28 protein-coding genes are annotated in these 26112 nt (G+C 57.5%); 14 read left to right on the top strand and 14 right to left on the bottom strand.

All coding sequences use genetic code 11. From position 1 onward, the window contains the following. Positions 1-48 precede the first annotated feature (48 nt). Positions 49-786, top strand: a complete 738-nt coding sequence (locus AVCG78_RS02890; RefSeq protein WP_071202849.1) for a hypothetical protein — start codon at positions 49-51, stop codon at positions 784-786. Here the strand turns inward: AVCG78_RS02890 and AVCG78_RS02885 are convergent, their stop codons facing one another. Continuing rightward, positions 787-1293: a GNAT family N-acetyltransferase gene (locus tag AVCG78_RS02885; protein WP_071202845.1), complete on the bottom strand. Its 507-nt coding sequence runs from the start codon at positions 1291-1293 to the stop codon at positions 787-789. 575 nt (positions 1294-1868) lie between these two features. Between AVCG78_RS02885 and AVCG78_RS02880 the strand changes: the two genes are divergently transcribed. Further along, a complete protein-coding gene (locus tag AVCG78_RS02880) occupies positions 1869-2600 on the top strand; it encodes a Crp/Fnr family transcriptional regulator (protein ID WP_071202843.1) in 732 nt (243 codons plus the stop codon). Between the two features lie 101 nt (positions 2601-2701). Here AVCG78_RS02880 and trhA read toward each other — a convergent pair whose 3' ends face one another. Continuing rightward, the gene (gene trhA, locus AVCG78_RS02875; protein WP_071202841.1) at positions 2702-3352 is read right to left on the bottom strand and encodes a PAQR family membrane homeostasis protein TrhA; all 651 of its coding nucleotides are present in this window, start codon (positions 3350-3352) and stop codon (positions 2702-2704) included. A 371-nt stretch (positions 3353-3723) separates the two neighbouring features. On the opposite strand from trhA, the gene AVCG78_RS02870 reads away from it, so the two are divergent. After that, positions 3724-4101, top strand: coding sequence for an MAPEG family protein (locus tag AVCG78_RS02870; protein ID WP_015915328.1), 378 nt, complete (start codon positions 3724-3726; stop codon positions 4099-4101). Positions 4102-4128: 27 nt separating this feature from the next. On the opposite strand, the gene AVCG78_RS02865 is transcribed toward AVCG78_RS02870, so the two are convergent. Both AVCG78_RS02865 and AVCG78_RS02860 read right to left on the bottom strand, forming a co-directional pair. Continuing rightward, positions 4129-4446, bottom strand: a complete 318-nt coding sequence (locus AVCG78_RS02865) for a TraR/DksA family transcriptional regulator (protein WP_015915327.1) — start codon at positions 4444-4446, stop codon at positions 4129-4131. 40 nt (positions 4447-4486) lie between these two features. Then, positions 4487-4897, bottom strand: a complete 411-nt coding sequence (locus AVCG78_RS02860) for a universal stress protein (RefSeq protein ID WP_015915326.1) — start codon at positions 4895-4897, stop codon at positions 4487-4489. Between the two features lie 257 nt (positions 4898-5154). On the opposite strand from AVCG78_RS02860, the gene AVCG78_RS02855 reads away from it, so the two are divergent. Continuing rightward, complete coding sequence (locus AVCG78_RS02855; RefSeq protein ID WP_071202839.1) at positions 5155-6039, top strand: VOC family protein; 885 nt, start codon at positions 5155-5157, stop codon at positions 6037-6039. 3 nt (positions 6040-6042) lie between these two features. Here AVCG78_RS02855 and AVCG78_RS02850 read toward each other — a convergent pair whose 3' ends face one another. Beyond that, a complete protein-coding gene (locus AVCG78_RS02850; RefSeq protein WP_071584859.1) occupies positions 6043-6822 on the bottom strand; it encodes a polysaccharide deacetylase family protein in 780 nt (259 codons plus the stop codon). A gap of 164 nt (positions 6823-6986) precedes the next feature. Then, positions 6987-8609, bottom strand: a complete 1623-nt coding sequence (locus AVCG78_RS02845; protein WP_071202836.1) for an FAD-dependent oxidoreductase — start codon at positions 8607-8609, stop codon at positions 6987-6989. Positions 8610-9422: 813 nt separating this feature from the next. On the opposite strand from AVCG78_RS02845, the gene AVCG78_RS02840 reads away from it, so the two are divergent. After that, entirely contained in the window at positions 9423-10523 is a 1101-nt protein-coding gene (locus AVCG78_RS02840) for an AI-2E family transporter (protein WP_071584858.1), read from the top strand. A 45-nt stretch (positions 10524-10568) separates the two neighbouring features. On the opposite strand, the gene AVCG78_RS02835 is transcribed toward AVCG78_RS02840, so the two are convergent. Next, positions 10569-10958: a DUF930 domain-containing protein gene (locus tag AVCG78_RS02835; RefSeq protein ID WP_015915321.1), complete on the bottom strand. Its 390-nt coding sequence runs from the start codon at positions 10956-10958 to the stop codon at positions 10569-10571. 237 nt (positions 10959-11195) lie between these two features. Here AVCG78_RS02835 and AVCG78_RS02830 point away from each other — a divergent pair, with 237 nt between their 5' ends. Continuing rightward, positions 11196-13325: a S9 family peptidase gene (locus AVCG78_RS02830; RefSeq protein WP_409065489.1), complete on the top strand. Its 2130-nt coding sequence runs from the start codon at positions 11196-11198 to the stop codon at positions 13323-13325. Positions 13326-13614: 289 nt separating this feature from the next. Here AVCG78_RS02830 and AVCG78_RS02825 read toward each other — a convergent pair whose 3' ends face one another. Both AVCG78_RS02825 and AVCG78_RS02820 read right to left on the bottom strand, forming a co-directional pair. Next, positions 13615-14103 carry a fascin domain-containing protein gene (locus AVCG78_RS02825; RefSeq protein WP_139191252.1) on the bottom strand — a complete coding sequence of 163 codons (489 nt, stop codon included), beginning with the start codon at positions 14101-14103 and terminating at the stop codon, positions 13615-13617. Between the two features lie 305 nt (positions 14104-14408). Next, a complete protein-coding gene (locus tag AVCG78_RS02820; protein ID WP_071202830.1) occupies positions 14409-16610 on the bottom strand; it encodes a multicopper oxidase family protein in 2202 nt (733 codons plus the stop codon). 295 nt (positions 16611-16905) lie between these two features. On the opposite strand from AVCG78_RS02820, the gene AVCG78_RS02815 reads away from it, so the two are divergent. Further along, positions 16906-17787, top strand: a complete 882-nt coding sequence (locus AVCG78_RS02815) for a branched-chain amino acid aminotransferase (RefSeq protein WP_156582896.1) — start codon at positions 16906-16908, stop codon at positions 17785-17787. Between the two features lie 18 nt (positions 17788-17805). Here the strand turns inward: AVCG78_RS02815 and AVCG78_RS02810 are convergent, their stop codons facing one another. Beyond that, positions 17806-18729, bottom strand: coding sequence for a GGDEF domain-containing protein (locus AVCG78_RS02810; RefSeq protein ID WP_071202827.1), 924 nt, complete (start codon positions 18727-18729; stop codon positions 17806-17808). Positions 18730-18985: 256 nt separating this feature from the next. Between AVCG78_RS02810 and AVCG78_RS02805 the strand changes: the two genes are divergently transcribed. The 3 genes from AVCG78_RS02805 (at position 18986) to AVCG78_RS02795 (ending at position 20770) form a co-directional block, all read left to right on the top strand. After that, entirely contained in the window at positions 18986-19339 is a 354-nt protein-coding gene (locus tag AVCG78_RS02805) for a YkgJ family cysteine cluster protein (protein ID WP_071202825.1), read from the top strand. 263 nt (positions 19340-19602) lie between these two features. After that, positions 19603-20205, top strand: a complete 603-nt coding sequence (locus AVCG78_RS02800) for a superoxide dismutase (RefSeq protein ID WP_071202823.1) — start codon at positions 19603-19605, stop codon at positions 20203-20205. Positions 20206-20299: 94 nt separating this feature from the next. Beyond that, positions 20300-20770, top strand: coding sequence for a GNAT family N-acetyltransferase (locus AVCG78_RS02795; RefSeq protein ID WP_071202821.1), 471 nt, complete (start codon positions 20300-20302; stop codon positions 20768-20770). Here AVCG78_RS02795 and AVCG78_RS02790 read toward each other — a convergent pair. Next, entirely contained in the window at positions 20757-21236 is a 480-nt protein-coding gene (locus AVCG78_RS02790) for a winged helix-turn-helix transcriptional regulator (protein WP_143049399.1), read from the bottom strand. The genes AVCG78_RS02795 and AVCG78_RS02790 overlap by 14 nt on opposite strands. A gap of 46 nt (positions 21237-21282) precedes the next feature. On the opposite strand from AVCG78_RS02790, the gene AVCG78_RS02785 reads away from it, so the two are divergent. Then, positions 21283-21897: an FMN-dependent NADH-azoreductase gene (locus AVCG78_RS02785; RefSeq protein WP_071202819.1), complete on the top strand. Its 615-nt coding sequence runs from the start codon at positions 21283-21285 to the stop codon at positions 21895-21897. 72 nt (positions 21898-21969) lie between these two features. Here the strand turns inward: AVCG78_RS02785 and AVCG78_RS02780 are convergent, their stop codons facing one another. Further along, a complete protein-coding gene (locus tag AVCG78_RS02780) occupies positions 21970-22470 on the bottom strand; it encodes a GNAT family N-acetyltransferase (protein ID WP_071202817.1) in 501 nt (166 codons plus the stop codon). 131 nt (positions 22471-22601) lie between these two features. Here AVCG78_RS02780 and AVCG78_RS02775 point away from each other — a divergent pair, with 131 nt between their 5' ends. After that, complete coding sequence (locus AVCG78_RS02775) at positions 22602-23435, top strand: metallophosphoesterase (RefSeq protein WP_234665084.1); 834 nt, start codon at positions 22602-22604, stop codon at positions 23433-23435. A gap of 61 nt (positions 23436-23496) precedes the next feature. On the opposite strand, the gene AVCG78_RS02770 is transcribed toward AVCG78_RS02775, so the two are convergent. After that, positions 23497-23661 carry a hypothetical protein gene (locus tag AVCG78_RS02770; RefSeq protein WP_174089634.1) on the bottom strand — a complete coding sequence of 55 codons (165 nt, stop codon included), beginning with the start codon at positions 23659-23661 and terminating at the stop codon, positions 23497-23499. Here AVCG78_RS02770 and AVCG78_RS02765 point away from each other — a divergent pair. Then, entirely contained in the window at positions 23633-24082 is a 450-nt protein-coding gene (locus AVCG78_RS02765; protein WP_060718977.1) for a c-type cytochrome, read from the top strand. The genes AVCG78_RS02770 and AVCG78_RS02765 overlap by 29 nt on opposite strands. A gap of 70 nt (positions 24083-24152) precedes the next feature. After that, complete coding sequence (locus tag AVCG78_RS02760) at positions 24153-25067, top strand: c-type cytochrome (RefSeq protein ID WP_139191246.1); 915 nt, start codon at positions 24153-24155, stop codon at positions 25065-25067. A 58-nt stretch (positions 25068-25125) separates the two neighbouring features. Here AVCG78_RS02760 and AVCG78_RS02755 read toward each other — a convergent pair whose 3' ends face one another. Then, positions 25126-25617: a hypothetical protein gene (locus tag AVCG78_RS02755; protein WP_071202813.1), complete on the bottom strand. Its 492-nt coding sequence runs from the start codon at positions 25615-25617 to the stop codon at positions 25126-25128. Between the last annotated feature and the right edge of the window lie 495 nt (positions 25618-26112).

The raw sequence follows: 26112 nt of genomic DNA, 5'->3' as shown, positions 1-26112 counted from the left end.
CCTCCTTTGGCAAAGATTGGCGCATCGCAACCCATTGGAGTGAACCTCATGAAAAAACGTGTGATCGTGCTTGGCATTGCCGCAGGACTTGTCTGCATCGCCGCCATGGATCGGGCCATGGCGCTATGGCGGCACGATGTGCCGATTGGCACGCCACTTGACCTGTCAGCCATCTCCAAACTGCGCGTTGATGGCGCCGCCAGCCTGATTTCCGTAACCACTGATCCAGACAGGCCGCTGACGGCCACCCTGACAGGCGAGCGAGACGGCTGGGGCTCGCTCTGGCAATCTGGCTGGCATGCCCGCGACTGCTCCGACAGTGGCCGTATGCATATCGATAACGACACCCTGGTTGTCGATGTCGCCGACATGTCGCGCTATTTCGATTGGTCGGATTGCACCATAAAGCTCAAGGCCAATCTGCGTCCGCAATCTGCGGTGCTGATCCGCCAGAAGGCCGCCCGCATTGGGCTTGACGGCGATTTCTCGATCGTCAATGTGCGGGCCGATGCTGGGGATTTCACCCTGGACGGCCATGCCAGCACGCTGGATGTTTCAGGCGCGGCGCTGCGGGTGCAGGCGTTCTTCAAGACCATCAGCAAGGACGAAACCATCCTTCTGTCTGGCCGGATGATGGACGCCACCCTGCGCTTCCTCACCCCCACATCGATCAGCTATCTGGTCGAGGCCACCGCCTCCTATATCGACAGCGCCCTGCCCAATACGCCGGGCGCCCACCCCGCCATTACCATTCGCGGTGAGATGGTGCGGGCCAGGATCGAGTAGTCAACGCGCAATCATCAGTTCCATCGCCGCCAGATCCAGCCAGCGGCCGAATTTGGTGCCGACCTCGCGGTGGATGCCGACCAGGCGGAAGCCGAGCTTTTCATGCAGGGCAATCGAGGCCGCGTTTCCGGCCTCGATGGCGGCGATCATCACATGCACATTTCCGGCCTTGGCGCGCTCGATCAACGCCTGCATCAGCGCCTTGCCAAGCCCTGCACCGCGATGATCCTTGTCGATATAGACAGAGTGCTCAACCGTATGGCGATAGCCATCGAAGGCCCGCCAATCGCCATAGGACGCATAGCCCGCAACGCGGCCATCCACCTCAGCGACAAGAACCGGAAAGCCTCTGGCCCGGCGCAGTTCCAGCCAGACACGGCGATTGTCGACATCGATCAGCGCCTCGTTCCAGATGGCGGTCGTATGCTCGACGGCATGGTTATAAATCTCGACAATGGCGGCAAGATCCGCTTCGGTGCCGTCGCGGATGACGTGCTGTGTGGTCATGAAAAGCCCTGAAACAGACATAGGATACGCACAGTCCTAACGCAGAAAACCGTGCACGGAAATAGGATTTGTCGTCTTCAATGACCCCTCGTATGGCGCTCCCGACAAGGGCCTTTCCACAACGGGTCAATGCCCCAACTCGAAATGGAAGAACGGTTCAAATTCAACCTTTGGGATATGGCAGTCATTTGACTGAGCCAAAAACAATAGCCCAAGCCTTGATGTAGCTTTTGCGAAGTAAACATCGTCCTTGCGATATGGGCGGACGCTGTTGTAAAGGATCTGAGCTCGGATAAAGGCTGATATCACAGTGAAAGGTCGATCTTGCGTCGAGATTTTCCGCAATGTGGTATCGAATTTTGCAAATTTTCGCTCTTCTTCCGAAAATGTAAAGAAACGTCAAAAAACTACGCGCGTTATTCTCTTTGGAATGGTTTTTTCGGAAATGGTTAGTGTTGGCTTCCACAATGAATCGTTCGATCATGCAGCGCCGTACCAGCGAAAATTATCCTTTAGACGTTCCTAAACAGTGATAAAAATCAGTTCTAATTTTCCTCCTTGCAAGAATGTAACACATGAGCCTTTCTTCGCCCGCTAGCCGACCGCCACTCCAAATCAGAGCAACGCCTGTATGGTCGCCGCAGCGAGATGAGAACGCGGAACATATCGTCCTAAGCCCAGATGAACAGTACGAACTTGGGCGACTGGGAGAAATCATAGAGTATCGCACGGCGAAATTAGAGATATTGTCGCAAAGTGAACCCGCAGATTTCCTCTATTTGCTTATCGAGGGAGTCGTTCAGGCCTGTCACTCGCTGAAGGATGGCCAACGGCAGATCGTGGCGTTTTACTGGCCAGGCGATATCTTTGGTCTGGCGGAAAAGGGACTGTACGTTAACTCCTCAGAGGCGGTAACACCCTGCTCCGTATACCGCTTTCCGTTCCGCAAGCTGGAGAAATTCCTTCTGGAACATCCGAGGATTCAGCAGGGTTACTTCGTCAAGGCGGTCCACGAAATTCGTACCGCACAAAGACACACCATCACAATCGGACAATTGGAGCTGCCACAGCGCTTAGCTGCGTTTCTAGTAGATTGTTCGGATCATGATCGCTATTTTGACCGTGAAAGCTCGACCTTATCGCTTCCGATGTTGCGCTACGATATTGCGGACTATCTTGGGACCTCAGTAGAAGCAGTGTCACGTACTTTTGCGCTGCTGGAAAAAAACGGCCTCGTCCAGCGAAAGGGGCCAAGGAAGCTCGAGATAAGCATGAAGAAACTGATCGACTTTTCAGGTATCGGCTGAGGGACTGGCGCATTACCGAAGCGCGACGAAAGTCGCTGATCTCCGAGAGGCCAACATGATATCGCCAACTCTGACTTTCTCGGCTATACAACCGCGCCGCTTCAAGACCCGATGGCGGTAACCACGGCGGAATAATGCACGGCAGCCGCAGCCACAACGAAACCGTGCCAGATGGCATTTTGAAACCGCAGCCTCTCCCAGACGTGAAAGATCACCCCTGCGGAATAAAGAATGCCGCCAGTAAAGATCAGTACCATGGTGACAGGCGGCAGCCGCTCGGAAATCGGCTCCAGCGCCAGCACACCGCTCCATCCCATGGCCAGATACAGCAGGATGGCCAATCGGTCGTAGCGGCCAGGATAGCGGCATTTCAGGAAGATACCGGTGATCGCCGTCAGCCAGATGCCGATCAACAGACAAAGAATGGCCGGTTCATCGGCGCCGCGTTCCAGAAAAGGTGTATAGGTGGCAGCGATCAGCACGAAAATCGCCGAATGATCCAGACGCCGCAGATAGGTCTTGAAGGTCGATCGCGGCCACATATTGTAGGTGAAGGAACAGCCGAGCGCCAGCACCAGGCCAAGGCCATAGATCCAGCTGGCGGCAATCTCGCCAAAGCTGGTAAACACCGTGGCATAGAAAATCAGCGCCGTGACACCAACCAGCGCAAACACCACGCCGACACCATGCACAATGCCATCGGCCAGCAATTCGTGAAAATCATAGTGTCGCCCGAAGCGGAACTCTTCCATCGTGATGATCAACCCAAGAAATTAAAATATCTGCCGACAGCATAATCGAGAATGATTGCCAGATAATGTCGCCTGTCTCATCGTCTTCATATAAGCCTGATCAGCCTGACGATCCGGTCAAATTTATGTCTATGACGGCCACATACCGCAACCTGGAGTGATCATGATGCGTCAACTCTATCGTGTTGGCAAGACCGCCAATTGCCGCTCTTCGATCGACCATTGCAGTTTCAAGGCCTGGACTATCTGCGCCGAACACCCAGGCCGGAGCCGTCATCAACCGGGCTTAAACCGTTTGCGGATAAAGCTGTCGGACCGTTCCCGGCTTCGTCCGTGAAACCGCCGTCCTCCCACCCTGACAGGAAGCATCCATGCGCTTTACAGTCCTTGCCACGTTCATGGCGCTGATCGCCTATAACTGGTTCTTCATCAAGGTTGCCCGGGCGCGCCAGCAATTTGGGGTCAAGGCACCAAAGATGACAGGCGATGAGAATTTCGAGCGGATTTACCGGGTTCAACAGAACACCGCCGAGCAATTGGTGTTCTTCCTGCCATCGCTCTGGCTCTTCGGCTTTTACCTGTCCGACCAGTTGGCCGGGTTGCTGGGCCTGTGCTGGACAGGCGCACGGGTGCTCTATGCCGCTGAATATTATGCGGATGCCAAAAAGCGCGGTCCTGGTGCGCTGATTTCCTGGGTCATTGCCTTTCTGCTGCTGATGGGCGGCACGGTGGCAGCATTGCTGCAATAGCCGGGCCGCGCCTGTCTGCACGTCTGTTCAGGCTGGGGCGCAATCCTGGCAAAAGGGCGTGGCGGGCAAAAGGGCGAGCCGCTCGGGTGCAATTGCCGCATCGCAGGTTACGCAGCGTCCGTAGGAACCGGCCTCCATGCGGGCCAATGCCGCCTCGATGCCGCGCAGCTCGTTTTCGCCCGCCTGCCCCAGGCTTTCCAACACTTCGTCATTTTCCGATTCGATAGCACGCTCGGCGCTTTCGGCGCTGCGCTGCTCCGACAGGTCACCGGAAATTTTTCCTAACCGGCTGGAGAGTTCCAGCCGCCGTCCGAGCAGCGTCTGCCTATATCCATCCATGTCCATGATTTATCTCCTCAAAATGTGAAACGCCTCCCGGATACGATTACCGGTCGACAAGTACCGCGCATCGGGCGTGGCGCACGACGCGGTCGGCAGTCGCCCCGATCAGGTAGTTGGAAAAATCCGGGATATGCGAAGCGATAATGATCAAGTCGGCCTTTTGCTCCGCCGCGACCGCCAGAATCTCATGGGCGGGCGAACCGACCCGCAATTGCGTCGTCACGCCAGGCCCAACCGAAGCCGCCAGCGCGGCGAGTTTCGTGCGCCCCTCCTCCACCGCTCCATCAAGGATGTCATGCGGAATATCGATGGCGAGATAGGATGGCAGGTGCTCGACCACGGTCAACAACACGATCTCGCCACCAGCATCCAGCAGGCTCTGGGCTTTTCGCAGGATCTTGTCGCCTTTTTCCCATTGCGCGATGTCCACGGGAACGATGATCTTTCTGTACATTGCCCTCTATCCTCCTATTGCCAGCGTCTTCGGTCTTGAACCGCTTTGCCGACAACAACCTGCGCGCGTCTTGCCCCTCGCGCATTGATCCCAATCAAGCCTGGAAATCCGTCAGGATTGAACGATGGCAACGCCACTGTTCAGCATTATCGAACGATCTTTCGCGTATATGCGCTCTACATGAAACGAAAGGCAGGCTCTATCTAGGAAGCAAGACGTTCCCAGCGCCCTCGCGCCAACCTATCGGACCTGCCGTCATGGATGCCCATCATTCCCCAAGCTTTGCCCTGACCCGCCCGATCCATATCGGACGGGCGCATCTGGTGGTTGGCGATCTGGCCATGGTGTCCAGCTTCTACCGGCAGATCATTGGTCTCGCCGTGCTGGAAAGCACAGCCAGCGGCATGGTGTTGGGGGTGGGCACGACGCCGCTGCTGACGCTGACCACGAGGAGCGATGCGGCCATGGCGCCGCCCACGGCAGCCGGGCTGTTCCACACCGCTTTTCTTTTGCCGAGCCGCCAGGCGCTGGCGCAATGGCTGCGCCATGCTGCCCATTCCGGCGTTCAGTTGGACGGTGCTTCCGACCATCTGGTCAGTGAGGCGATCTACCTGTCCGACCCGGAAGGCAATGGCATCGAGATCTACCGCGACCGCGACCCGCAGGAATGGACCTATCAATCCGATGGCACGGTCGGCATGGCCACCCTACCCCTCAGCCTGCAAGAGCTTTACGACAGCGCCACGGATGAGGCATGGACCGGCCTGCCCGAAGGCTCCAGCATCGGCCATATGCATTTGCAGGTCGGCAACGTGCCGGAGGCAGACCGGTTTTATGAGGGTGTGCTGGGTTTGAAGAAAATGGCCACCTATCCCGGCGCCAGCTTCTTCGGCTCCGGTCAATACCACCACCATGTTGCCGCCAATATCTGGAACAGCCGGGGCGCAGGCCCTCGCCTCGCGGCAATGACCGGCCTTGCCGATTACTCCCTAACGTTTAACGATAGGGATGCGCTGCAAAAGGCCCTGGCGACGCTGGATGTGCTGGAAATTCCGGTGACCCTGGGCGCCGAAGGCCACCGACTGACCGATCCCTGGGGAATTGGTCTGACTTTGAATTCAGTGCCGTCCATATCTGGATAAATGTCAGTTGACCGGCGGGCCTTTGACCGCCTCAACCGGACCCGCCTCGCTCAAATGCACAAACACCACACCCCTTGCCTTCAGGGCCTTTAAACCGGCGACCACGCCTTCACCAGCGGCGTGGGTGGGCTGGTTGATATGGGCGATCAGCACGTCACCGTTTTTGGCGTGGGCAAATTGCTGCTCGGTCTGTTTGGCACCCAGCAGTGAGCCGGAATCACCATTGATGGAAAAGCCGCCAATCTGGTAGCCCATCGCCTTGATTTCGGCGATAGCGGAGGGGGAATACTTGGCCGTAGCATCCCGGTACCAGCGCGGCGGAGAAAATCCCGCGGCCCGCATGGCGTCCGCGCCGCCGGTCACTTCCCTGGCAACGGCTTCCGGCGATCCGGCGGCAGCGATGCCATAGACGGTCGTCGGATAATCCACCGCCGGGATGTGGTTTTCGCCGTGGTTTTCCACCTCGAACAGGTCCGGCCTGGATTTCAGCACAGCGACAGCCTGCGGATTGGACCGGATCCAGCGACCGGTGACGAAAATCGTCGCCTTGATATTGTCATCCAACAGGGTGGAGAGAATGCGCATATCGGTCTTGCCCATACAGGCATCCAGCGTCACCGCAACCTGCACCAACCCTTTCGGGGCGGCATGAATATGCAGTTTCGGCTCGATCAAACCATCCGCAGCGGCAAAAGCAGGCTGTGCTGCCCCATTCAGGAGCATCGACCCCAGTAGCAGTGATGACAGGTAAATACCGATCCGGCGGACATCCAAAACAACCATGACACTCTTCTCGCGCCTGCCAACCAGATGGCCGTGATACCAAGGCCCTCATTCCAAGGTCTGGGATGCTGCATCCTGCCTTGAAGAAAGCGTTTCGGGAAAAACGCTTCTATCGTGCTGCCGTCAAGAGAATTTTATCGATGGAGCGGCTCGCTGGCCTTCCCTCACGACCTCTGAAGGTTGAAAGCCAGCGCCTGGCTGTTGGGATCACGCGGCAGAACCGAGGGCTTGGCGCCCGGTGGGACGTAGAGGCTGGAAATCAGCTCATCATAGGACACGTCCTGAATATCGGCGCGGCTGACGGCGACCAGCGCGGCAGCGGCACCTGCCGACTGTCCTGTTTGCATCAGGCTCATTTCCATGCGGATCGCCCCGAAGGCCTCATGGGTAGCGCTGAGCGCGAAGATCGACATCAGATTGGTGCATTCCGCCCGGCGCGGCACGATGGCCGACAGCGGAATGGTGAAGATCCGGTCAGCGCCGCCAGCCTCAGCCTCGAAATTGCCCTCGTTCCAGACACTGAGCGTCGGCGTACCGAGCATGTTGACCGTGGTACGGACGATGCGCTGGGTATGGTGGCTGTCACGCTTGTAGGACCCGGTGGAAATCGTGTTGTTGTCGCGCAATTCCTGGTCGTCGGCAGCGGTCACGTCGTGGCCGGTCATCTGATGGTCAGACACCATGCGACGGGCTTCCCGCACATAGAGCTGATAGGGCCAGTGCGCCTCGTCGTTTTCGTGCGGGTCCTGATAATGCTGGCCGTCCAGTCCATAATCAAGGAACACATCGCGCAGAGCGCCCGGCATGCGCGCGTCCTTGTGGTATTGGAGCGCGTAAAACAGGCCCCGCGTCCAGCGCTCATGGGCTTTCCAGATCTTTTCACGCATGCCGTAATCGGCCTGGGGATAGCCCCAGGAGCCGCCGATATAATCAGTGGAAACGGCACCGCGATTGTTGATGTCGAAAATGCCGTTGCCAAGATCGTTATGCAGAAGAAACTGCATCTTGACGGCGTTTTCAGCATCCGCGAGCTGGCCGCGCTCGCCAAGCGCCTTGATCCAGCGGAACAGCAATTCATAACGGGTCGGATCGAAGCCCGGCGGCGGTGTCGAGGGCAGATCCACCCTGCGGGCCGGATCGCGCGTCATGGTCATGCGGAAATTATAGGCCTGCACAGCCCGGTCGCCCGCGCCAACTTCCGGGGAAGGATAATTACGGATGCCCGGCAAAAGCCCGCTGGCGGCCACACCCTCGGTGACGAAAGGATCGACGCCGACCTGACCGATCACCCGCTCGAAGCGGCGATGCAGCTGGAAATTATGATTGTCGCCCCAGGAATCCGTCCGGGTTCCGCGAAAACCGTTCAGCACATTGTCGCCGTCCTGCGGCTCGCGGCCGACAGTCCAGGAAACGCCTGACGCGGCCATCAGATCGCCTTCATAGCTGGCGTCGATGAAGACACGGCCATTGAACACCTGGCGGTCAACCGTTTCCATCGCATCGATCCGGGGTCCGGTCTTGGCGACCCGCAGCACACCACGGCTTTTAAACACCGGAATATCATATTCGCGCAGCAGTTTTTCAAACACGGTCTGGGCAAACCGGGGCTCGAAGGAGAACCGGTCGTCGGCCACCTGGGCCTCTTGATTGATCCTGGAAATCACATGGCGCGCCAGACCGCCGAAGGCGCTGCCGGCCTCGACATCGGTGCCGCCAAGCCCGCCCGACATCATCCCACCGGGATGACGTTCACGCCAGCCGCCAACAATTGCCACGGTTCTTCCCATGACTTTTGCCTGTATGGCAGCTGTAATCCCGCCGCTGGTCATTCCATAGACAATAACATCATAGGTCGCTTGCTGTGCAAAACTTGGTCTCAACGCAAAAAGACTAGCCGCTCCAGCAACAAACACTCGACGACCCATAATGAAACGCATAGTCATCCGCCTTGTACATATTATTTACTCTATCAATGTATTGGAAACCGCGCCAAAAAACACATATTTTCAGTTGCATTTTTTGTTTTTCCAACCCTAATACAAATCTTGGTTTTTACACTTTTCAGACACTTTTATTGGGTGCATCTCTATTTTTTTGGAGCAGTTACCTGCCAGTGTCAGGGTTTTTTTGTTTCGGATAGTTACAAAAACCTCCATATCTCCATGGATGCAGACTCAAAATGCCGATTTTTCGTAGACCCCTGTAATAATAGTGGATTTTACGAAAGGAGGCTGACGCTCGCGGCTGCAACCCGTGATTTAGCGCGTATATCGTGCAGAGACCCGACCTGTTCCGATCACCTGCCCCAAATTGATACAACCCTTGAATCCCGCAATTCGCACCAAAGTGGCGCAAGCAAGGCAAAATCTGGGCGGAACCACTGCCCGTTCTGCGCGTTAATTCGCGATTGCTTGTCAAAATGAGTTTTGACAGCGCTCTCGGATAGAGCATCCGACAGCTGCGCCAAATGACGACATGGCCCTCATCCTGATGGCAATCCGAAGAGATTATGTAGTAAATATAACGTGTTGCGGCTTTACACCCTCCTGGTGCCGATATGGCTGCACACAACACTGGTACCGACAGGGGCGTTAGCGGACATGATGGATGACACGGTGAAGCGGCGAATTTTACAGCCGGCAGAAACCCGGCTGGGCCGGCACCGCAAGACGGCGCTGGAACTGGCTCAGGCCTGGGCGGTGATCGGGCTCTTCCTGATTGTGGCAATTGCCGCGCTGCACTACGCAGGCACCATACTTATGCCCCTGACGCTTGCGGTTGTGGTCGGCCTTATCCTGGGTCTGGCAGCAGACCGGCTGGAGGCACTGGGTGTGCCGCCGATGATGAGCGCCGTGCTGCTGACCACGGCGCTTTTCACGCTGGTGACGATCATTGCCAACACGCTGGCAGGACCGCTGATGGAACTGGCGCAGGACATCCCCAGCATTGGCCAGACCATGATGGATCGGTTCACACCCTATTTTCAACGCTTTCACTGGCTGCATCTGGACAGGCTTGCCAGCGGCAACGGTCCTATCAACCTCGACAAGATGCTGGAAAATGGCGGCGGCATTCTCTCGACAGTGGCAAGCCAGGTGACGCCCGCCATCGTCCAGACATTGATTTTCTTTGCCGCATTGGTGCTATTTCTGGCCGGGAGGGTGTCGATCCGCAAAACTCTGATCGTCTCTTTCCGCGACCGCGCTCGCCGGCTCTCGGCCATCCGCAGCATCAATGCGATTGAAACGGCGCTGGGCTTCTACTTTGCCACCGCGTCAGTAATCTACGCGGGCGTCGGCTGCTGCGCGCTGCTGATTGCCTGGGTTGGCGGGCTGACGCTGCCGGTACTCTGGGGTTTTTTCGCCTTTCTCTCCAGCTTCGTGCCTTTTCTCGGCGTCACCGCCATGACCTTTGCGCTGGCCGTGGCCGGAATACTGACCCATAGCAGCCTGCTGTTTGGCCTGCTTCCCGCCATCGCTTTCTTCACTGTCCATGCGCTGGTCGAAAATCTGGTGACGCCAGCCGTGATGGGACGGCGTATGGAGATCAACGCCTTTGGCGTGTTCGTCGCCATCATCTTCTGGACCTGGGTCTGGGGCGCGGCGGGTGCCATGCTGGCCGTGCCTCTGGCGCTGATCGGCAAGGCGATCTTCACCGAACTGGCGCCCCATGCGGCACCGAAACCGAAACTACCGGGGTGACAGGGCAAAAAGGGTGACAGGCGTCACCCCACGGCTCATCGCTCGTCAATTATACAAGTAATATTTGCTCCAGCTTTCCTTGGGCACCTCGGCGCCCACCTGATAGCTGAAATTCTTCACGTCCAGGCGCTGGTTGCCGGTCTCGCACTGGTATTTCAGCCGATACCAGTGGCCCTTGCTGCGAAACACCGCGCCCGGCGCCTTCAGCCGGTTGCCATCGGCCTTGGTCTGGGCGAACGTATAGGCGATCACCTTGTCGGGCGAATAGGTCTTGGAGTCCTTGCCGATCCGGCTCATCGCCTCCATGTCGCAGCGCTGTTCCAGCCGCTCGGCCGGCGACAGCGACTTGAGCTGGCGGGTGGCTGCGGCGTCAAGCGCAAAGGCCGATTGCGCAAAAACCATCGCCAAACCACCCCCTAAAATCATCAATCGCATATAGAATTTCCTAACAGATACCGATTCGGCGGAATGTATTGCCTGACTTCTGGCGAAGCCAGCACTCAAAACGTGCATCCCGCATTTGTGATCGGCTTCCTCTGTCGCTGGCACCGGCCATGGCCGGGACCACCGATTTCTGCTTGATCGGTGGTGGGCGGACGCCTATCTCTCATGCAACACATCCTACGTAACACCGGCCTTATACCAAACCCCGCCTATGCCAAAAAAGCGAGATTGCTCTTGTCTTCATCCTCAAAGTCCCTGTTTGCCAACCTGCCCGCCGCCCCCACAGTCCAGAAGAAACCGCTGAGCGACACCCGCCACGGCATAACCCGCATTGACGACTACGCGTGGCTGCGGGCCGATAACTGGCAGCAGATGTTCAAGGATACCTCGATCCTCGACCCTGAGATCCGCGCAGTTCTGGAGGCCGAAAACATCTATATGGACGCGGCCATGGCCGATACCAAGCCACTGCAACAGCAGCTGTTTGCCGAGATGAAAGGCCGGATCAAGGAGGATGACAGCTCCATCCCGATGAAGGACGGTCCTTATGCTTACGGTTCGGCGTTCGTGACCGGTGGCGAGCAGCCGCGCTATTTCCGCATTCCACGCGACGGCGACCCGAAGGACGAGAGCCTGCGCGAATTGCTGCTGGATGGCGACAAGGAAGCGGCGGGCAAGGATTATTTCCGCCTGTCCGGCATCGACCATAGCAATGATCACACCCGTGGCATCTGGGGCTATGACGACAAGGGGTCGGAATATTACACGCTGCGCATCCGCGATCTCAAAACCGGCGAAGATCTGGCCGATGTGCTGGACAATACCGCTGGCGGCGGCGTCTGGGCGCCCGATGGCAAGAGCTTTTTCTATACGCTTCAGGATGAAAACCACCGTCCGTCCAAAGTCTTCCACCATATTATCGGCGAACCGCAATCCTCCGACCGGCTGGTCTATGAGGAAAAGGACCCCGGCTTCTTCATGGGTGTCGGCGGGTCGCTGCTCGATGACTTCATCTATATCGACATCCACGATCACGAGACCTCGGAATACCGGCTGCTCTCCACCAAAGATCTGACGGCAGAACCTAAGCTGGTGGCTGAGCGCGAGGAAGGCGTCGAATATTCGATGACCGAGGGCGGCGATGTGTTCTACATCCTGACCAATGCCGACGGTGCCCAGGATTTCAAAATCATGGAAGCGCCGGTTGGCGCGCCGGGCAAGGACAACTGGAAAGACCTCGTTCCCCATGTGCCGGGCCGTCTTATCCTGTCGCATATGGCCTTTGCTGGACATCTGCTGTGGCTGGAACGCCGCGATGGCCTGCCGCGCATCATGATCCGTGACCGCAAGACCGGTGAAGAACACGCTATCGATTTTGCCGAGGAAGCCTATTCGCTTGGTCTGTCAGGCGCTGCCGAATATGATGCCACCGTCATCCGCTTTTCCTATTCGTCGATGACGACGCCCAGCCAGCTCTATGACTATAACATGGTGACGCGCGAGCGGGTGCTGCTGAAAACCCAGGAAGTCCCCTCAGGTCACAAAGCCGAGGACTATGTCACCCGCCGGGTGTTTGCCAAGGCCCATGATGGCGTCGATGTGCCGGTCACGCTGCTCTATCGCAAGGACACGGCGCTTGATGGCTCCGCCCCCTGCCTGCTTTACGGCTACGGCGCTTACGGTGTGACCATTCCGGCTGGTTTCAACACCAATTGCCTGTCGCTGGCCGACCGGGGTTTCGTCTATGCCATCGCCCATATCCGCGGCGGCAAGGACAAGGGCTTTCAATGGTATGAAGACGGTAAAATGGAGAATAAGGTCAATACCTTCAAAGACTTCATCTCCGCCGCCGATCATCTGGTGAAAGAAGGCTTCACCGCCTATGACAAGATCATCGCCGAAGGCGGCTCCGCTGGCGGCATGTTGATGGGCGCCGTCGCCAATATGGCACCGGAAAAATTCGCCGGCATCATCGCCGCCGTCCCCTTTGTCGATGTGCTCAACACCATGCTTGATGATACCCTGCCGCTGACCCCGCCGGAATGGCCGGAATGGGGCAACCCGATCGAGTCAGAAGAAGAATACCGCTGGATCGCCGCCTATAGCCCCTATGACAACGTAGGCAAAAAATCCTATCCGCCTATTCTCGCCCTTTCTGGCCTCACCGACCCCCGCGTCACCTATTGGGAACCGACCAAATGGGTGGCCAAACTGCGCGAAAACGCACCCGATGCCGGGCCATATCTGCTGAAAACCAACATGTCCGCCGGCCACGGTGGCAAATCCGGGCGGTTTCAGCGGCTGGAAGAGGTGGCGTTTGAATATGCCTTTGCGGTGAAAGTGGCGGGGAAGATGTGAGAGCGATCTCAGATCACTAATAATCCGCTTCCTACAGCGCCGTTCGCCATATATGGCGCACAAAGGTTCGCTGTCAGTCCTTATATTGTTGCATAATTGCTAAACAGAATGAGCGCCCGCAGGTGAGAACAGGCGGACGCTCTATACATGTAGACTTTATTCGATTTACTGACAGCGACAGCATCGGACCGAAAAGTGGAAACCGGTTTCTGTACGATGCTCTAAATTGCGTTGCTTACAGCCGATTGTCCGACCACCGCGTTAAGTGCCGCATGTCAGTCCGAATTCCTTATTTTGCAGCATCGACGATGTGGAATTTCTCCCAGGGACCGACACCGATCTGAGCATTAACTTTTCCGGAACCTGCATCTTCGAATTTGGTGACACCCGAGCCGTCAAGGCGAAGATAGATGCCCGGGAACGCCTTTGACTGGATAGCGACGGTACCATCGGCCTGCGGAACCAGAACGAAGTGTTCATACGGGCCAGGAGCGCCTGTCTGGCCATTGACAAGACCACCGCCCTCATCTTGGCCGTAACTGACATTGCGACCATCCATCCGAAGGTAAATCTCTGGAAACTGGCTGGAACGGATAGTTACGCTGCCATCGGCGACAATATCAATATGAAAAGCCTCCCAGGGACCGGCATAGAACTGGCAATTCGCCGTACCAACGCCTTGTCCATCCGGCAAAACATGACCTTGCCCATCATAGCGTAGAAAGACGTGAGGAAATGCAGCCGAACCAATGTTTTTAAGAGTCACTTGAACCTCCAAAATCAGAAACAGCGCCTAAAGTCTGGCGCGATGCTTCGATAGCAGAGCGGTCTATGGATTTCTACTTTTAATGGATTTTTTAATACTATGCAACCAAATTTGGCCGATCATCATTCGGTGCTTTTTCAGCATCTATTGCCGTAGTGACTTCGATACAGCTGCCACCATCAATTCCCGCAGGTGGATGTTTGATCCCGGTTTCTAATGGTGCATTATTGTCCCTCTACTAAAATGAAACATTTCCGCCATCCCGAAGGACGGCGGAAACAGTTTGTCGCATCAATTCCGGTTACCAGAGCGAAGGTCTACTTACTCTCTGGTGAACTTCCGTGATGATGCGCGTTTGCCAATCCGCCCGCACCGTCAGGCAAACCGATGGAGACGTTCTGCATCATGCCCTGGTCTTCATGGTCGAGGATGTGGCAATGCAGGACGAATTCGCCGATATAGCGTTCATAACGGGTGCGGATGAAGATGCGGTAGACGCCTTGCGGCTTGGCGGCCTCGGGAGCATCGGGGATCGACTTGCTGCTGAGATCGCCGTTCAGCCAGGCGGCATCAACCGCTGTCAGCGGGTTGTTGACATTGCTTTTGATCCAGAGCGTATCCTTCCACACACCTTTCAGTCCAGCATATTGCGAATCCGAATTCTCCTTTCCGTCTGTGACCGGCCCGCTGACATCGTTGCCAGCAGGATCGAGAATGCGGACGATCTGGAAGGGATTGACGTGGATATGAAAGGGATGACTGACGAAATAGGAGCGTAACTCCCATTCCTGCGCTGTCCCCAACACCAGTTTGCGATCAACCACATTGGGATCGTAAGCCTTGGCACCGTCTGGCACATAGACGCCGACATCGTTTTGCACGACATTGAAATTATTGCCGACCTGGAAGCCGTTAGGCCCGTTGCCGCCCGCGCCGAGATTGATGAAGAACACCAGATCCTGCTTTGGTTGGCCGGCAACTTCTTCGTCGGTAACTGTCGGATGGGGAATGAATTTCGTCAGCTTCAGCTCATCGTTCAGATCAGCGACCACCGTCTTGGCGACATCAGGCGTGTAGAAGGCCTTGGCGTTGGCGATCAGCTGCTTTTTAATGTCAGCAATCGGCTCACCCGCTGCTGGCGCGCCCTTGCCCCCTTTGACCCGGACGAAGCCGAGAACTGAGCGGGCCTGCTGGGTGCGTGTGACCGAATCGGCGGCGTCGGTTGGCGGATTGACGATGCAGTAAAGACCGTCTTCCGGGAAATTTACCAGCAGATCGTTGCGATAGCCGGGTTGCAGGGTAACATCCTTGCGCACCTGACCTTGCTGCATGGTGAGCCCGTCGGAAGCCGCAACGACATACGGCACCGGCTGTCCGGTGCACAGGTCAGTGGCGAACCGGTCTTCCCCATCCGCATCGGTGCTGCGCTCCCGCTTGAAGAAATCCGTGGTGTTCATTTTGCGGAACTGGACCTGGATCGTGTTGCGCACGCCCGCATGCACCAGCCGCCAGCGCTCGGTCTTGCCAGTTTCAGCATTGGCGAACACCGGCCGCACCCGGCCATTGACCGTCGTGAACCGGCCGGAATCATCCCAGCTTGAGGGCGTGAACTGTTCGTAGGAAATCACCTCGCCCACTTCGCCCTTCTCGCAGGTCCAGTCGATGACATAGCTTCCCTTCGTCGGGTCGTTGGGATCGGGGACAAATTTCTGCTTCAGCTTGCGGTCCTTCGTCAGGCAAGCATAGGGGATCTGCTCGAACACCAGCAGCCTTTCGGGAAAAGGCTTTACCAAGGTGTCGAGGTCGCCATTGGTCTTGTCTGTCGGTGGGCGGTCGCCGCGAATGATCAGCGCGCCCGCCATGCCGCTGCCGACCTGCAAGGCGGTGGAGCCATGGCGATGCGGGTGATACCAGAATGTCCCCGCCGGATGATCGGCTGGGATATTATATTCATATTCAAACTTCATGCCCGGATTGATCGACAACAGCACATTGTCGCTATTGCCGGTCGGGCTGACCCACAGGCCGTGGCTGTGAAGATTGGTGCCGTTGAAGCAATGGGGCACATCCACCGATGTATCGCTGGATGTGCAGGACGGGTCGGGCGGCAGTTGGTTGTCCAGCCTTACCCGAACGGTGTCGCCCGGCATGGCCTCGATGGTTGGCGCGACAAAGGGATGGTCGCGATCGACATTGATGCCCTGGTAACTGCGCAGAAGGACGGTGTCGAAAGGGTTATCCGGCGGCCCACCCGGTTTGCGTATCCTGCCTTGCGTGTAGGCCACCTTAAGGTCAAGCACCTGTTCGCGCCCGGCATGGGGCAGCGGCACCGTGGATGGTGGCACCCGGTAAAGCGTACCCTTCGGCGCAACAGTCGATTGCCCCAGCACGGGCGGATTGCCGAATGCTTCTTCTGCGGCAGGGGGGCTTGCACCCTGCGGGGCATCCTGCGCCAGGGCTGGGCCTATCGGGCTAATGAAGGCGGCGGCCAAAAGGCAACGCCATCGAGCACTTTGCATGAAATCTCCTTAAGAAAAACAAGGGAATCGCGAAAAGCTACACTTTCTTTAAGTAGCAAAAAAAGCAAACACAACTTTGATGACAGAACACCAAAGCCATCGATGAACCCTGCAATGACTGATCGTCATCCCATTGTATTTATGGAGACATTTCGCAAGACGCGCCGTCCGTCCGAGACCCGGTTGACCGACCGGCCATTTTTGGGGGCAAGTGCTGCATGCCCTTTGCATTTTCTCCTTGACGTTGCGCAGTGCAGCGGTTCTTTTGCCGCGACACCCGATCTGGAGACTGAGAATGACCGTCGATACCACCCCGCGAACCCCCACCTGGACCTATGTCGATGGCGAATGGCTGTCGGGCAACCCGCCGCTGATCGGGCCGACATCGCATGCCATGTGGCTGGGCTCGACGGTGTTTGACGGGGCGCGCTGGTTCGACGGGATCGCGCCTGACCTCGACCTGCATTGCCAGCGGATCAACCGTTCGGCTTTGGCCATGCATATGCAGCCGACCATGAGTGCCGAGGAAATCGAGCGGCTGGCACGTGAAGGGGTTGCAAAGTTCGACGGTAAGACCGCAATCTATATCAAGCCGATGTATTGGGCTGAACATGGCGCGCCGGGCTCGGTCGTGGCACCCGATGCCGCCTCCACCCGCTTTGCGCTCTGCCTGTTCGAAGCGCCGATGCACACCGCCACGCCGCACACGCTGACCGTGTCTCCCTTCCGCCGCCCCTCGCCGGAATGCGCGATGACCGATGCCAAGGCCGGCAGTCTCTATCCCAATTCCGGCCGGATGATTCTTGAGGCGCGCGCCCGCGGCTTCGACAATGCTTTGGCGCTGGACATGAATGGCAATGTGGCGGAAACCGCCTCCTCCAATATCTTCATGGTCAAGGACGGCGTGGTGTTCACCCCGATCCCCAACCGCACCTTTCTGGCGGGCATCACCCGGTCACGCGTCATCACCCTGCTGCGCCAGGCGGGCTTCGATGTGCAGGAAGTCACACTCAGCGTCGCCGATTTCCTCGGTGCCGACGAAGTATTCACCAGCGGCAATTATTCGAAGATCGCCCCGGTTTCGAGGCTTGATGGCCGCGATTACCAGGAAGGCCCCGTGACCCGCAAGGCACTGGATCTGTATATGGATTGGGCGCGGTCCGGCAGCGATATGTGAGCCACGGATAGAATTGCTTCATCCGTTCTCCCCCTGGTCGAAGCGAACCAGGCGACCGCGACCTTGGCTCTTGGCGCGGTAAAGGGCAATATCGGCGGCGCGCGTCAATTGCGCCGTCTGCGTTCCATGATTGGGAAACAGGCAATAACCAAGGCTGATGCCGAGGGATAAGGACTTGCCTTCGAAGACCACTGGCTGGTCGGCGCAAGCGATCAGCTGCTGCGCAAGCCTTTCGGCGTTGGCGGCTGGCGCATCGTCATCATTGCAAAGAAAAAGAAATTCATCGCCGCCGAGCCGGGCGGCGAAATCGTTGCGGCCGAGGACGGCGCGGAAGCGGCAGGCCATTTCCTGCAACACCGCATCGCCAGCGGCGTGGCCATGGGTATCGTTAATGACCTTGAACAGATCGAGATCGCCAATCAGCACCGCAAACCGGCCCCTGCCCTCGTCCTTGATGGCCGTCAACCGATCGAGCTGGGCCTCGACGCTGGCGCGGTTAGCAAGGCCGGTGAGAATATCGTGACTGGCAAGATAGGCCAGCCGACGTGCCGCGACGATCTGCTCGGTAATATCCTGCTGCACCGAGAGGATCATCCGGTCTTCGATCATCCGGTCTTCCACCGCAATGATCCGGTCGCCGATTTCAAGCTGGTCCCGGCATAGACCGCCATTGTCGACAAGACGTTCGACCAGGGTTTGAAAATACCGGGCCGGATCGGTATTCCAATGGGCGAGCGCCCCGGACTGGACAAGATCGCTGAAGCCACCCGCCGGGGCCAGATGCGCGGCATAATCGTGCAATGTCCGAAACGGCTTGTTGGCAAACAACAGGCTCCCGTCCAAACGCATCAGGGCGACGGCCACCCCCATATTCTCCATGGCAAGCGTCATCGCCTCATAGTCTCCGATGTCGACCCACGGCGTGATGGCATTTTCTTCCATTGATAACCCTCAAGAGCAGGCGCGCATGGTAACCTCCATTCCCTAACCTTTGGTTGTTTTAGCGTGTATGAATTCCAGCAAACTCCCTCATGGCTTCCTTCTGCTTTTTTGGCCAGAAACAATTCCGCTCCTCATGCTTTTGCGCTAGAGTTTGCAGGGAAAAGTGGAAACCGGTTTTCCCGAAAAGACAAACGAAAACAAGAAAAGCGTGAGCCTGTCTGGTTCAATATGAACCTGACAGACTCTAAGACAAATCATGCTGGAAACCTCACCGCCCGAAATTTTCGATTGCCAGACCTGCGGCGCCTGTTGCGCCTATCAGGCGGATTGGCCACGCTTTTCATTGGAAAGCGATGAGCAGCTGGCGAAAATCCCTGAGACATTCGTGGCCGCAGATCTGAGTGGCATGAAATTTGAGGTCGATGCGGCTGGCAAAGGCCGCTGCGCGGCGCTGACCGGCGACCTTGGCAAGCATGTCGGCTGCGGGGTTTACGACGTCCGACCCCAGGTCTGTCGTGATTGCATGCCCGGCGATCCCGAATGCAAGATTGCCCGCAAAGCGCTCGGCTTCCCCGTCGACGACCTGCCGGAACCGGATATTTATGACTGATGACAGGCTTCGCCTGTTTGCTTTATTGTGTTTCGGTAGCGGTTAAAGCTGGTGCCATTACCATCGGTAACGGGCAAGAATCGAGGCTCTCGGGGAAGCTCCGGACAGGTCTGGAACATTATACCATCCAAGGGATTAACCGAGGAAGGAAACTTCCCTAGGGGGAGCGAATTTACCATTTCGCAGGTTGCCTCTTGTGCCCCGCAATCCTATGGTCCGCTCGCTCACGATTTCCATACTCGATGCCAAGAGGAGATTTTATCATGGCTTTCGAACTTCCCGCACTTCCCTACGCTTACGATGCACTCGGCCCCTTCATGTCGGCCGAAACGCTGGAATTCCACCACGACAAGCATCATCAGGCCTATGTCACCAACGGCAATAATCTGCTGAAGGATTCGGGTCTTGAAGGGCTTTCGCTGGAGGAAGTCGTCAAGCAGTCCTATGGCAAGAATGTCGGCCTGTTCAACAATGCCGGCCAGCACTACAACCATGTGCATTTCTGGAACTGGTTGAAGAAAGACGGCGGCGGCACCAAGCTGCCCGGCAAGCTGGAAGCAGCGATTGCCTCCGATCTCGGTGGCTACGACAAGTTCAAGGCCGATTTCATCGCCGCTGGCACCACCCAGTTCGGCTCCGGCTGGGCCTGGCTCTCCGTCAAGGACGGCAAGCTGGAAATTTCCAAGACCCCGAATGGCGAAAACCCGCTGATCCATGGCGCATCGCCCATCCTCGGCGTCGATGTCTGGGAACATTCCTACTATATCGACTACCGCAACGCCCGCCCGAAATATCTGGAAGCCTTCGTGGATAGCCTGATCAACTGGGATTACGTGGCCGAGCTTTACGAAGCCGCCACCAAGTAATCGGTAATAACAGACTACAGACGACAATAAGGCCCGGCGGCTTGATGCGCCGGGCCTTTTTCATGGAGCAGACCCTCAAGCCGTGCAGGAAAAAATGATTGAATTCACAGGGATGTCCGAGGAGGACTACAGTCGCTACCTCAATTATTTCATTGCGGATTACGCTGCCGAAATCGCCCTCAATTATAACGTCGCCGAGGGCGAGGCGTTAAAACGGGCAGAACACGAGATCGCTCAAAGCCTGCCGCACGGCCCGAAAACACCGGGTCATGCATTGCTTAACATTGTTGACAAGCAGCAGCAGGCGATCGGCTATCTCTGGTATCGCTTCGACGAGACGGCGAAATCCGTGTTCATCCTTGATTTCTATCTTTTCCCGACCCATCGCGGCAAAGGCCAGGGCAAACAAGCCCTTGATGCCCTGGAAACCCTGTTGGCGGAGGAAGGATATCGCGAGATCAGGCTGCGGGTCGCTAGCGACAATGACCGCGCCCGGCATATCTATGAATATGGTGGCTTTCGTGTCACCGGCGTCAACATGGCAAAGCAGATCAGGGCTTCCTGACGCCTTGCTTCTTTGCCGCCTTGTCGAAACTGTCGCGGGCCTTGGCAATACAAGCATAATTGTCGAAGGCCCAGTGGCCAAGCGCCTCGATCGGCTGGCGCAGCGATTGGCCGAGATCGGTCAATTCGTAATCCACCCGGGGCGGAATGGTGGGAAACACGGTGCGCTTCACCAGCCCATCCCGCTCCAGTCCGCGCAGGGTCAATGTCAGCATGCGCTGGGAAATGCTGCCGATACGCCGCTTCAACTCGTTGAAGCGTTGCGGGCCGCCAGCCAGCATCATGACGATCAGCACGCTCCATTTGTCGCCGATGCGGGTCAGGACACTGTTGACCGCCTCGCAGCTGCTGCGCTGGTTGACCGCTGCCATGGATACCTCCGGCGCGGCTGTCGGTTCGGATGTGGTTACATTGATGTGCCCGAGTTCCAACTCTGTGCCTCCTTGCGCCCGATTGGCAGTTACCATAAGTGTGTCGGTATTGATTTTATACCACAAGGAAAGGTCGATGACCATGAAACTTCTGCATCTCGATTCCAGCGTGCTTGGCCCCTATTCTGTCAGCCGCGACCTGTCGGCGTCGATTGTGAAGACCCTCAGCGAAAAGACCGCTGGCCTCGACGTGACCTACCGCGATCTGGCCGCCAATCCGCTTCCGCATCTGTCCGGCCTGACGCTGGCGGCTGCCATGGGCAATTACGATGCCAGCAATGACGAAGCCACCAAGGCCGATCTGGCGCTGGGCGGCGAAGTGCTGGAACAGTTCCTCACCTCCGACGTCGTCGTCATTGGCGTTGGCTTCTACAATTTCGGCATTCCGAGCCAGCTGAAGGCCTGGATCGATCGTATCAGCGTTGCCGGCAAGACCTTCAAATACGGCGCTACCGGTCCTGAAGGCCTGTGCGGCGGCAAGCGTGTGGTCGTTGCCATCTCGCGCGGTGGCATCTACAGCCAGGGCCCTGCGGCTCCGCTCGAACATGCTGAAACCTATCTGAAGGGCGTCTTCACCTTCCTCGGCATCACCGATCTGGAATTCGTGATCGCCGAAGGCGTCAACATGGGCGAAGAAGCCAAGGCCGCCGCCGTCAAGGGCGCCAAGGATTCGATCGCGACCCTGAAGGCCGCCTGATCAGCTTGAAATAAGGTCAAATGAAAGGCGCAGCGGCATCCCCGCTGCGCCTTTGTTTTATGGTGCCACGCTTCATTCTGACACCTTGGCCCAGCGCTCATGATCGCGCCATTCTCCGCCGATTTTCAGATAGCGCCTGGAAAAACCTTCCTTCTCAAAGCCGCACCGCGCGACAAGCGCAATCGAGCGCAGGTTTTCCGGCTGGATATTGGCCTCGACCCGGTTCAAGCCCACCTCCGTGAAGGCATGGGCAATAACCGCGCTCAGCGCCTCCGTCATCAATCCGCGCCCGGCAAAGGCAGCCATGCCGTAATAGCCGAGATAGCAGCTTCTGAAATTGCCCAGCACGATCTGACTCAGGGTAAAGACCCCGACCGCAGCGTGACTGTCTGACTCTCGGGCAATCAGGCCGATCATCGCACTGCTGATCGTCTGGTTGAGATAGGCCTCGAAACCATCGAGATCGGTGAAGGGCGCCGCCCAGGGCGCATGGTAATCGCGGCTGGCCAGATTGGCCGCCACCAGATCGGGGCCGTCAGCGCGGCAGATGCGGGAGAGTGTGATCGATGACATGAGAGCACTCCAATGAAAGTGCGCCGATGTATTCTCCCGTCATCCACAGTGCAAGCCCGCCGCCGTCATGCTGCTGTTATAGCCGGGGCATAATTCGACGATAAATGAAACCGACCGCGATGCGCACTCCCATGCCCAAACTTCGTCTCGGGCTGATCGCCGATCCGCAATATGCCGATCTGCCGCCCAACCTGACCGCCAACCGCTATTATGCCTTGAGCCTCGCCAAGATGCAGGCGGCTATCGACGTGTTCAACGAACAGACGCTGGATGCTGTGCTGCTGCTGGGCGACCTGATCGACCGGGATTTCCGCAATTTTGCCCCGGCCCTGAAAGTGCTGGAAGGTCTGCGCCATCCGCTGATCACCCTGCCCGGCAATCACGATTTCGCGGTCTCCGACGCTCAAAAGCCGATGGTGCGCGACGCGCTGGGCATGCCCGCCCCGTACTTCGACCGGGTGATCAACGGTATCAGGCTGATCTTCACCGATGGCTGTGAAATCTCCACCTTCTCGGTGGCGCGCGACGATCCCGCCAGGGAAGTGGCAGTGCGCCAGCTTCTCGCGCTGAAGGCAAAAGATGCGGCCAATGCCCAGGACTGGAACGCCGCCATCAGCCAGCCGCAGCTCGACTGGCTGGAAAGCCGCCTGACGCTAGCGCATGCCGCAGGGGAAAAGGCTATCGTTTTCGGCCATTATCCGCTCCATCCCTTCACCGACCACGCCCTTTGGAATGCGCAGGAGGTGGCCGACGTGATTGCCGCAGCACCCGCTGCTATCGCCTATATCAACGGGCATGACCACCGTGGCGGCTATGGCCTGATCGGCGATACCCATTTCATCACCCTGAAAGGCATGGTGGATGGCGAAGAGGACACCGCCTTTTCAATTCTGACCCTTGCGACAGACGCGCTTAGCCTTCAAGGCTTTGGCCGCGAGGAAGACAGGCTCTTGCCGATCAGGTGACACGGCGATTGAAAGGGTTGCTGATATGATTGTTATATCAGATATTTAACCATCGCAAACATCACTCTCTTGTGACTTTATTTGCATTTTGATTTACCATCAAAATGCGGTGACCGAAATTGAAGAGAATATCACGTGTGAAAAACGCCGCAGGTTCGGCCATCAACAGGAGAATGACGATGATATCAGGGCTTGGCATGAGGAAGCTTGCAACCATGGCCGCCATTGGGCTCTGTCTTGGCGCCGGCCTCAGCAGCGCGGTCAGCGCCGCCGATGAGCCGCAGGTGGTACGCGCCGGAATGATGAAGAAAGTCGGCGGCGCTATGGGCCAGCTGGCCGCTATCGCCAAGGGCGAAAAGCCCTATGACGCAGCCGTGGTCAAGGCTTCGCTGACCACGATGGAAGAGGTTGCCAAGGCCTTCCCGGAACAGTTCCCCAAGGGCTCCGAGACCGGCTTCAACACCGAGGCTAGCCCGAAGATCTGGGAAGACCCGGCCACGTTCAAGACCAAGGCCAAGGCGCTTGAAACTGCCGCCGCCACGCAGCTCGCCACCCTGCCCGCTGATCAGGCTGGCGTTGGCGCAGCTTTGAAGAGCATTGGCGGTACCTGTGGCGATTGTCACCAGACGTTCAGGCTGAAGAAATAATTTCATCCCATGAAGAGACCCGTCCGGGCCACCCGGGCGGGTTTGATATATAAAGAAATTGGGGATGAGCATGGCTGGAACGGCAAAATTCGGTATCGCTGCGGCACTCGTCTTGGGTGTAGCACTGGTCGGCACCTACGTATTTGCCGTGGCACCGCACCGCCAGCCCGCTACCGTCTGGGCCGCAACCACGGCACCCGACCTTACCAATGGCAAACGGATGTTTTTTGCTGGCGGCTGTTCCAGCTGCCATGCGGCACCCGGTGCAACCGGCGATGCGCGCCTGTTGCTGACCGGCGGCGTGGCGCTGAAAACCCAGTTCGGTACCTTTCACGTTCCCAATATTTCGCCGGACCCGAAGGCCGGGATCGGTCAATGGACGCTGGCCGAATTTGGCGATGCCGTCACCCGTGGCATCGGCCCTTCCGGCGAAAACCTTTATCCCGCCTTTCCCTATACATCCTATGCGCGGATGAAGCCGCAGGATGTAGCCGATCTCTATGGCTATCTGAAAACCCTGCCCGTCAGCAGCAATGTCGCGCCCCCGCATGAGCTGGGCTTTCCCTTCAATCAGCGCATCGCGCTGACCGGCTGGAAACTGCTGTTTCTAAACGATAAACCCCGCGTCACCCTGGCCTCTGCGGATGCGCAAGTCCAGCGCGGCCAATATCTGGTCGAAGGCCCCGGCCATTGCGGCGAATGTCATACGCCCCGCAACGTGATCGGCGGGCTGAAGGTGGATCAATGGCTGGCCGGTGGACCGAACCCGGAAGGCGAAGGCCGCATCCCCGATATCACCCCCGGCTCAGACAGCATGGGTAAATGGTCAAAAGACGAAATCGCCAGCTATCTGGAAACCGGCTTCACCCCCGATTTCGACAGCGTCGGCGGCTCGATGGTCGAGGTTCAGAAAAACCTCGCCGAACTGCCCGCCGAAGACCGCGCAGCGATTGCCGCCTATCTCAAGGCCATTCCGGCAAAGTGAGAAGGCGAAAAGTAGGAACAGGTTTTCCCTGACAGCCACTCTCTTTTGCCAAGCTGGGCTATTCTGTCGCGTCAGGACTGGTACCGTGTGCGCTTCGCTGATCGGCTAGGAATTGCCGTGCCCGCCGAAGGGCAACCTCCGGATCGGACCCACGGTGATAGTCCTCCAGAATGATCTGGGTGATCTGTTGCCGGATGTCGCTTCTACCCAGGTCTGCCCAGGCGGCCACGGAACTCTCTTGCGGATTGAGCAAACGGCGGGCGTCTTCCAGCCGGTGCTGAAGATTGGTGGCAGCATCGAGCAGCATAAGGTCTATCGTGTCGCCGGGTTCGGGCATATCCGCCGGTTCCGGCTGCAAGCGTGATACTGCCGAAAGAGAAGCGCTCCCGGAATGGACTGGAATGTCCGCAGTCTTCTGCCTGTAGCGCAGCAAAAGCGCCAGCACAGTCGCCGCGAAAACCGGTGGCACGACGATAACAAGGGCTTTCACCCAATCGGATGTCGATTGCCATGTATCGAAAAGATCAGCCCAGACATTGTAATCCGCCATTGTCCATTCCTCCCACGCCGGAAAACGAGCGATCACCAGAGTTTGCAAACTCTGGTGATCGGGGAGTAGAAAAGTCGCAAACAGACGACCGCCTCGACCTTTAAGCCGAAGCTCTGGACATACGCCGAGACCTCCCCGACCATAGAGATGGTGGAGAGTGGGATCATATAGACATGACCCACCGCCTCAGCCACAAACCTATGGCTGAGGGGTGTCATTTAACGACCGACACTGGCCGCTGTTTGAGAGGTTTTCTAAGCCCCAAGACCGGTTCGTTACAACCGATCCCACCCTTGTCTTAGCGCATAACGGGTGAGAAGGAAAAGAGGGAATTGGTGGTTTTTACGGGGAGGAAAACTGTCACGCTGTGCTGGGAGGACACCCCCCTCTGTCCTGCCAGCGTTCGTCATTTGAAACGATTCACTGGATCGTTTCATCGGCTTTGCCGACCACTCCTGACCCCACCTCAAGGGGGGGAGATCGGAAAGACGCTAC

The sequence above is a fragment of the Gillisella vitis genome, assembly GCF_021559775.1.
Lineage (GTDB): Bacteria > Pseudomonadota > Alphaproteobacteria > Rhizobiales > Rhizobiaceae > Allorhizobium > Allorhizobium ampelinum.
The sequence above is the reverse complement of the archived record's forward strand: the minus strand, read 5'-3'. Positions and strand labels throughout refer to the sequence as shown.